Annotated in this window: 6 protein-coding genes; 5 read left to right on the top strand and 1 reads right to left on the bottom strand. The window is 63.8% G+C overall.

All coding sequences use genetic code 11. The annotated features are described in order from the left end of the window. A partial coding sequence (locus ACY693_RS14400) for a hypothetical protein (protein ID WP_462322512.1) occupies positions 1-856 on the top strand: 856 nt, incomplete at its 5' end. A 165-nt stretch (positions 857-1021) separates the two neighbouring features. Here the strand turns inward: ACY693_RS14400 and zupT are convergent. Then, positions 1022-1861, bottom strand: a complete 840-nt coding sequence (gene zupT, locus ACY693_RS14395) for a zinc transporter ZupT (protein WP_462322511.1) — start codon at positions 1859-1861, stop codon at positions 1022-1024. Between the two features lie 96 nt (positions 1862-1957). Here zupT and ACY693_RS14390 point away from each other — a divergent pair, with 96 nt between their 5' ends. The 4 genes from ACY693_RS14390 (at position 1958) to ACY693_RS14375 (ending at position 5313) form a co-directional block, all read left to right on the top strand. Further along, entirely contained in the window at positions 1958-2479 is a 522-nt protein-coding gene (locus ACY693_RS14390) for a type 1 glutamine amidotransferase domain-containing protein (protein WP_462322510.1), read from the top strand. A gap of 132 nt (positions 2480-2611) precedes the next feature. Beyond that, on the top strand, positions 2612-3925 hold the full coding sequence (locus tag ACY693_RS14385; RefSeq protein WP_462322509.1) for an MFS transporter: 1314 nt from the start codon (positions 2612-2614) through the stop codon (positions 3923-3925). A 64-nt stretch (positions 3926-3989) separates the two neighbouring features. Next, on the top strand, positions 3990-4430 hold the full coding sequence (locus ACY693_RS14380; protein WP_462322508.1) for a hypothetical protein: 441 nt from the start codon (positions 3990-3992) through the stop codon (positions 4428-4430). Between the two features lie 253 nt (positions 4431-4683). Next, positions 4684-5313, top strand: coding sequence for an HPF/RaiA family ribosome-associated protein (locus tag ACY693_RS14375; RefSeq protein ID WP_462322507.1), 630 nt, complete (start codon positions 4684-4686; stop codon positions 5311-5313). Positions 5314-5414 lie beyond the last annotated feature (101 nt).

The following is a 5414-nucleotide window of genomic DNA, read 5'->3' as shown; positions in this document are numbered from 1 at the left end:
CTTGGTCTGGCATACCCCCGACATCAACGACGAGTTCCGCGCCCAGGCCAACGCCAAGCTGAGCTCTGACGAGAAGGGCGCATTGCTCGCCGAGGCCATCACCTATCAGTTCCGGCAGCGACTGCAGGGTGGCTGGCCCCCTAATGATCTGGTGATCCTCTTCGAACGGAACGCGGCCTGTACTGCTGGCATCGACGGCGAGCCTGGCGGTATCTGGTATGTGGCCACTGAGACCTTCGAGGTCTTCGCAGACCGCACGGCACGCACCGGCGGGTCGTCTCAAGACGACCCTCGGTTGACCAACGCCGCCAAGAAGTTCAACTACGACCCCCGTCGCTGGGGCATCTCCTGGCTCGGCGGCGCCGACTCCGAGCACGAGTACAACCTCGGCTTGGAGGACTTCAATGAGTACGTGAGCGATCTGCGCGCCGGCAATGCCCTCAGCAATGTCCGCCCAGACGATCTGGCTGCCCTACTGACCGAGATCGGCGGTCAAAACGGCGCCATGGATAAGATCTATTCGCGCCTGAATGACGCCCAAAAGGTGCCGCCGAAGCAGCGCCGCCTCAGGGTGTACTCATCCATCTGCGCCGCGGCGGTGGCGGCTGACACGCTGTCGGTTATTCGATCCGCCTATGGGCCGGACTTCGATAAAGATTCCCTGGTCGGGCTCGACAAGGCCATTGACGACCTGTACCGGATCTCGCAATTGTATCCTCCGATCGTCCTCAACGGCGCCGATGATAGTCTCTGGCTTGTCAACCACGCCCGCAACATCGCGGCGATGATGTCGGCAACCTTCGATCCGATCCTTGACGCGGCGCGCTCGCTGCCGGGTGGCGAAGTCGCTCGCTGACGGCAAGCTCGAGATTGCTTTTCCCGCAGGCAGCATCGGCGCCAATGCCGATGCCTCTTCAGCAGGATTCGCCCGACAGGCTAGCGCTCGGGCTCCCTCGCCGAACCGAACAGGGTTGGTCGCGGAATCCGGATGTTTACTGAGCCGAAGATTAGAGCACAGCATTCAGAGCAGCAGCAGACTCAGCGCCATCACCCCCATGCCAGCGACCAGCGCGTAGACCGTTGGATGGTGCTCACCATAGGTCTCGGCCGATGGCAGCAGCACGTCGAATGAGATGAAGATCATGATCCCGGCAACGGCCGCCAACGAGACGCCGAGCAGGGCCTGCGACCAAAAGCCCGACAAGATCAACAGGCCGAGCAGCGCACCGAGCGGCTCGGATAGCCCTGAGAGCGCGGACCAGCCAAACGCCTGCCAGCGGCTGCCGGTTGCGTAATAGACCGGCACCGAGACCGCGATCCCTTCCGGGATATTGTGGATACCGACCGCAAGCGCGACCGGTATCCCAAGATGGATATCCTCAATCGAGGTCAGCAAGGTCGCCAAGCCTTCGGGCCGGTTGTGCAGCGTGATGACCCCAGCGGTGAGCAGGCCGAGGTTCATCAGCGGCTCGGCGCCGATCGCCTCGTTTTCTCCGGCCCCGGCGCCCGCACTGCCGGCAGCCCCCGCGCTTGGCGCGTTGTCAGGGGCGCGCATCTCATGCGGGTTGTAGCCGGCCGGAACCAGGCGGTCGATGACGGCAACCAGCAGCATGCCGACGAATAAGGCGACAACGGCAGTGGTTTGAGGCGTGCTGCTGATCGCCTCGAGCGCGTTCCCGCCTGCTGGCAGCAACTCGACGAACAAGACGTAGATCATCACCCCCGCCGAGAAGCCGAGCGCGATCCCAAGGAAGCGGGTATCCGCGCGAGGGGCAAAGAAGGCGATCGCACTGCCAATCGCAGTGGCGAGGCCAGCAAGCAATGTCAACAGCAATGCCGGCCCGATCGAAGTGGCATCCATAGGCAGTATCTCCTGAGGGCTGGACTGACAGACCTAGAGGCGTTTGGCATCATCCATGCATTTTCCTAGCCAAACTGACCCTTCGCTGGAGGATGCATGGCAAACGAGCTCAGTAACCGGTCCATTGGGGTCCTCGTCGAGAATCTCTTCGAAGACCTGGAGCTTTGGTATCCACTGATTCGGATGCGCGAGGCGGGCGCGCAAACCCAGCTCATCGGCACGGCCAAGACGACCTATCGGGGCAAGCATGGCCTGAGCGCTGACGCAGAGGAAGCTGTCGGCTCAGTCCGCCCGGACGCGCTCGATGCGCTGATCATACCGGGCGGCTATGCGCCCGATCGGATGCGTCGGGACCAGTCGCTGCTCGAGCTGGTGCGAGGCGTCGCGGCCTTGGAGCGGCCCATCGCCTTCATCTGCCACGCCGGCTGGGTACCGATCTCGGCCGACATCGTGCGCGGCCGTCGGGTGACCTCAGCACCATCGATCCAGGACGATCTGACGAATGCCGGAGCCGACTGGGAGGATAGCGAGGTGGTGGTCGATCGCCCGCTGATCTCGAGCCGACATCCGGGCGACCTGCCGATGTTCTGCCAGGCCCTGATCGCTCAGCTGAGCTGAGGGTCTGTCACCAGGTCCCCCCTGGCAAATCATCGGGCAAGTCACCGGGCAAAACACCCGATCGGTGGTGGATAGCACCCCGGCCCGCCGCATCCCAACCCGAGGCGCGATGGGCGCCAGTGCGACACGATGATGGACGATCAGAACCTCGAACGACCGGCGGAGCGCCATGAATCGCGCTCAGCGCTGCTGGCCTGGGCATTCTATGACTGGGCCAGCAACGCCTTCGCGACCTTGATTGTCACCTTCGTCTTCGCCGCCTACTTCACCGACCAGGTCGCGGCTGACCCAACGCAGGGCACCACCCTCTGGGGCAACGCGGTCGCCGCCGCTGGATTGCTCGTCGCACTATTCGGACCGATACTCGGCGCCGCTGCTGATCAAGGCGGGCCGCGCAAGGCGCTATTCACCCTGTTTACCCTGGCAGCGGTCACCGCGACCGGACTCCTGTGGTTTGTCCAGCCCGACCCAGCCTATGTTGCGCTGGCGCTGGTCCTGCTCGGTCTCGGCATCGTCGCCTCGGAGCTAGCTGGCGTGCTCTACAACGCCATGCTGCCAGTGCTCGCACCGCCGGAGCGGATCGGGCGCTGGTCCGGCTGGGGCTGGGGCTTGGGCTATGTCGGCGGCGTCGCCTGCTTGGCGCTGGCGCTGTTTGGCTTCGTGCGCGAGGACGCCTGGCTGCAGCTGCCGCGTGATGAGGCGCAGCACGTGCGAGCGACCTTCTTATTGGCCGCGGCCTGGCTGCTCCTGTTCGCGCTACCGCTGTTGCTGAGGGTTCGGATGACGTCCGAGACGCCACACAAACCCTTGCCGCACGCAGCCCGCGATGGCTTACGCCAGCTCGCCGCAACGCTGCGCCAGGTCCGTCGTTACCGCGACATCGTCCGCTTCTTGATCGCCCGGATGCTCTACGTCGATGGCCTTGCGACGCTGTTCGCGCTGGGCGGTGTCTATGCCGCCGGCACCTTCGCGATGAGCGAGCAGGAGGTGCTGACCTTCGGCATCCTGCTCAATGTCACCGCGGCGCTCGGCGCCGGGCTGTTCGCCTGGCTCGATGACTGGCAGGGGCCGCGCACGACGATCCTGCTCGCGTTGGGCGGACTGATTCTACTCGGCAGCGCGATCCTGTTCGTGCGCAGCCAAACCCTATTCTGGATCTTGGGTGGACTGCTCGGCCTCTTCGTCGGCCCAGCCCAGGCCGCTGCCCGCTCCTATCTCGGGCGCGTCGCCCCTGCCGAGCTGCGCGCCGAGCTGTTTGGTCTGTTTGCGCTGTCGGGCAAAGCGACCGCGTTCGCCGGCCCCTTCCTGGTCGGCTGGGTCACCTGGCTAGCCGGCAGCCAGCGGGTCGGAATGGCCGTGATCGTCGTCTTCTTCGTACTCGGCTTCGCGATGACATTGACCCTGCCGGCAGCCCGCCCGGACGCCAACGCTCGCACCCACGCCTGAGGCACGGCGCGACAGGCACCTGCCAACCGACCCTCGAGATACCCCCTGAACCGGTGGAGGAACCATGACCGAGATCGATAACCGCTTGGAAAGCATCCCGCGCCAACGATGGCAAGACACCTGCGAGCGCTTCCTGCATCGACATCGTGGCTGGCTCGTGAGCATCAGCGAGACGTCCGCTCGTGACACGGACACTGAGGCTCTAGGGCAGCCCCAGAGGTCGACGTCTGAGCCACAGCCGAGGGAGCTCGTCAGCGACGTTGCGCTGCACAACCTGGTGTTTGCCGAGCCGGACGGAGCGCCGGAGCTGACGTTAGTCGTCGGCGACAGCGGCGGGAGCGAGACCAGTCTAAGCGTCCAGCCGCAGGCCATCATGCTCGAGCGCCAAGACCACGCCGACGCCGGCATCCGCTTCGCGCAGCGAGATGGCAATCAGGTACGGGTTCTCTTCCGAGTCCCAGCGGTCCCAGAGGCACTCGATGGACTCACCGATCACGAGCTGTGAGCAAACTGGCCTGCCATTTGCTGATCGTTACTCACCAATAGCTACTCACCAATAGCTACTCACCAATAGCTACTCACCAATAGCTACTTGCCAATAGCTACTTGCCAATAGCCAGTCGCTCATGACCAGTTGTTCATAGACATGGCTGATAGCCAGTGGCTACGAGCCTGAGCAGAAGCCCTAAACCCCTTGAGCAGAGACCCTGAAACACCGCAACCACCCGACCTCATTGTTCGATCCTTGGGAGGACCCGATGCAGAAACCGCTAGAGCTCAATTACCACGACCTGCCGCGTTCGGACTGGAGCGAGCAGCTCATCCGCGAGCGTGTCGAACGGCTCGAGCGCTATAGCGACGATATCGTCTCCTGCACGGTTATCGTCTCCAAACCGCATAAGCATCAGCACAGCGGCAACCCCTACAAGGTCAGCATCGAGGTCCATTTGCCACGCAACCGACGCCTGGTGGTCAACCAGGAGCCGGCGGTCGTCGAGCAGGAATCCAACCTACGCACCGTCATCGAAGCCGCTTTCTCCGCCATGGAGCGACGCCTGCAATCGGCCGGCGAGCCGCGCCGGCGGGACGCACTCAGACCAGCCGAAGAGGAGTCGCGCGGACTGGTCGTGCGTCTCTTTGCCGAGGAGGGCTACGGCTTCCTGCGCACGCCCTATGGCGAAGAGCACTATTTCCATCGCAACAGCGTGCTCCACGACAATTTCGACCGTCTCGCGGTTGGCACCGAGGTACGCTTCGAGCCCGAGATGGGCGACGCCGGCCCGCAAGCGAGCAGTGTTCAGATCATCAACAAGCCCGGCGCACGCGAGACAGAAGACACACAGGCTCGAGACGACGTCCCACCTGAGTGGCGTAATACCGCTGACTAAGGCAGGGGCAAGCGTTCAAGGTCTCGCCTCGCTTAACCCATCAGAATGAGCCGCGGCAGTAAGCGCCAACGGATCGTCTTGAGCTCCGGGTGCCTATGTTG

This window comes from Halochromatium sp. (assembly GCF_054919635.1).
This window is presented reverse-complemented; position numbering and strand designations above follow the sequence as displayed.

Coding starts and splice junctions, on each gene's coding strand:
- zupT (WP_462322511.1), bottom strand. CDS start 1,861: ATGGATGCCACTTCGATCGGGCCGGCATTGCTGTTGACATTGCTTGCT.
- ACY693_RS14390 (WP_462322510.1), top strand. CDS start 1,958: ATGGCAAACGAGCTCAGTAACCGGTCCATTGGGGTCCTCGTCGAGAAT.
- ACY693_RS14385 (WP_462322509.1), top strand. CDS start 2,612: ATGGACGATCAGAACCTCGAACGACCGGCGGAGCGCCATGAATCGCGC.
- ACY693_RS14380 (WP_462322508.1), top strand. CDS start 3,990: ATGACCGAGATCGATAACCGCTTGGAAAGCATCCCGCGCCAACGATGG.
- ACY693_RS14375 (WP_462322507.1), top strand. CDS start 4,684: ATGCAGAAACCGCTAGAGCTCAATTACCACGACCTGCCGCGTTCGGAC.